This window comes from Sodalis sp. (in: enterobacteria), assembly GCF_047607725.1.
GTDB lineage: Bacteria > Pseudomonadota > Gammaproteobacteria > Enterobacterales > Enterobacteriaceae > JBLKSS01.
The window spans coordinates 1-1,892 of sequence record NZ_JBLKSS010000301.1; the positions used below are offsets into that span (position 1 = coordinate 1).

Here is a 1,892-nt window from a genome sequence, read left to right on the forward strand (position 1 = left end):
CGTTATCACCATTGAAGAAGCTAAAGTGGTGAAAAGTCAAAATGGTGCGACGTTCATTGAATTTTCAGGCGAATCCGCAGACGGCCACCTCATCCAATACCTTTCCGTTTGCATTAACAAGAAAGACGGCTCCGCCAATGCCTACGGCGTTAACATGATTCAAGCCATCATGGGCTGTACCGAAGTCAAAAGCATCAGCGAAAAGATGCTCAGTACCAGCCAAACTATCGTGCCAGAGTTTGCAGGGAAGCGTGTTGGGCTGTTGTTGCAGAAGATCTTACGCACTAAGCAGGACGGCGGCGACACCTATAACTTTGAAATTCGTATCCCGTTCTATCCTGATACGAAGCAGACTATCAAGGAACGTCTCGAAAGCCTAGATGCAAAGACTATCGATATGATGCTTTCCACGCTCAAGGACAAGGATGAGCGCCGCCATCATCCGCAATACAGCGGTCATCCATCTCAAGGCATACCGCCCGTCGATTCTTACGAGGATTCAATCCCGTTCTGACGATAACGTGGTACTGCACGTGGGTTGTTAAGAAGGTTAGATGAGAATTTTGACGAGCGTGACCGCAATTCCAAGAAGTGCCGTCATCATGGCAGCCATCTTAATGAGCAACCACGTTGATATGCTTTCAACATCCTTACGCAAAAGGGCTATCTGGGTCGCTGTTTCTTTTCTGGCATCGGCGATTTGGGCAGATAGGTCTTTGCGAACATCGGCTATCTGCGCGTCGGTTTTTTCAAAGCGAAACTCAATTTCTTTACGGACGTTAGCTATCTCCGCAGATAAGTCCTTGTGGACGTCTTCAAGATCGCGTTTGACGCCGGTAATTTCAGCCGAAAAATCTTTACGTACATCGTCAATATCGCGTTTTACATCATTGATATCGGCCTTGGTAGCAAGATCGGCGACTTCGTGAGATTTACGCACAACGAGAGAAATCGCCTTGGCCTGATCTTTCGGCAAACCGGCGTGCTCTAGCGTTTCGACGAACTCTTGTGTATCAAATGCGACTTGGCCCATATGCATATCCTCATGGTGATGCAGACAGTATAGCTGTCGGGGCATGGCAAGGCAACTTTGCGGGTAATTTGCTATAATCACCACGCCAGCCTGAACAACTGGCCTCCCTAACTCAACTGCTGGGCCGTCCAACCTAGGGGTTAAGATAGTGCAGGCGGCATATCAAAAAACGAGACCTACCACACTGACCACGGCGATAGTCGAGGCCAGCGGTTTGTTGCAATCGACAAAAATACGCTCTCAGGGTCGCGCGCACGCGCGTTTTGGGGGGAAACCGTGCCAGTAGTTGCAACGGTCAAAACCGACTGGTTCCGGGTGATAAACGACATTACCCGCGCCGGGATCCCGCTACAGGAAATCGCCAGAGAGCTGGATGTGTCCAAGTCTGCGATTATTGGCTGTAAGCAGGGCGGCGGCACCTAACCATCACACCGGCGAGGCGCTGATTGACTTCTGGTGCTACGTGACGCATCGCCAGCGTACAGAGCTGCCTGTGCAGGTATCATCGCGGCGCTTTGTGTACGCCTGGCGCAACAAACGCTAGCCCCTCTTCTGCGAGCTGGGGGGATTTGGTCGGGATCCTGACCGTGCATCCCTTTCACACTGGCGGTTCTATTATCGACAGGAGCCACGACGATGGCACGAAAAAGAAAAGCCGTCGAAGTCCCAGGGCCGGAATCCACAACCGCCGTAGACGTTGTTACAGACGAACAGGCGGGCAATCAATTCTGGACTAATTTGCAATTAATTCTGGACTCCTATAAACCCTAAAAAATGGCTATTTTGGACAGTCCAGAATTTTTTGCAAAAAGTAAATCAGACGAAATTGCGGATGATCAACTCGCGCTTGCTATGGCCG

At 50.5% G+C, this 1,892-nt stretch carries 3 protein-coding genes; 2 read left to right on the forward strand and 1 reads right to left on the reverse strand.

Annotated elements, in window-relative coordinates:
• The coding region (locus ACMX3H_RS18745; RefSeq protein WP_415211856.1) for a DUF669 domain-containing protein at positions 1 to 514 on the forward strand (514 nt) is incomplete at its 5' end.
• A 36-nt stretch (positions 515 to 550) separates the two neighbouring features.
• Here ACMX3H_RS18745 and ACMX3H_RS18750 read toward each other — a convergent pair.
• Positions 551 to 1,033, reverse strand: coding sequence for a coiled-coil domain-containing protein (locus tag ACMX3H_RS18750; RefSeq protein WP_415211857.1), 483 nt, complete (start codon positions 1,031 to 1,033; stop codon positions 551 to 553).
• A gap of 276 nt (positions 1,034 to 1,309) precedes the next feature.
• Between ACMX3H_RS18750 and ACMX3H_RS18755 the strand changes: the two genes are divergently transcribed.
• The gene (locus ACMX3H_RS18755; protein ID WP_415211858.1) at positions 1,310 to 1,456 is read left to right on the forward strand and encodes a hypothetical protein; all 147 of its coding nucleotides are present in this window, start codon (positions 1,310 to 1,312) and stop codon (positions 1,454 to 1,456) included.
• Positions 1,457 to 1,892 lie beyond the last annotated feature (436 nt).

Coding starts and splice junctions, on each gene's coding strand:
- ACMX3H_RS18750 (WP_415211857.1), bottom strand. CDS start 1,033: ATGGGCCAAGTCGCATTTGATACACAAGAGTTCGTCGAAACGCTAGAG.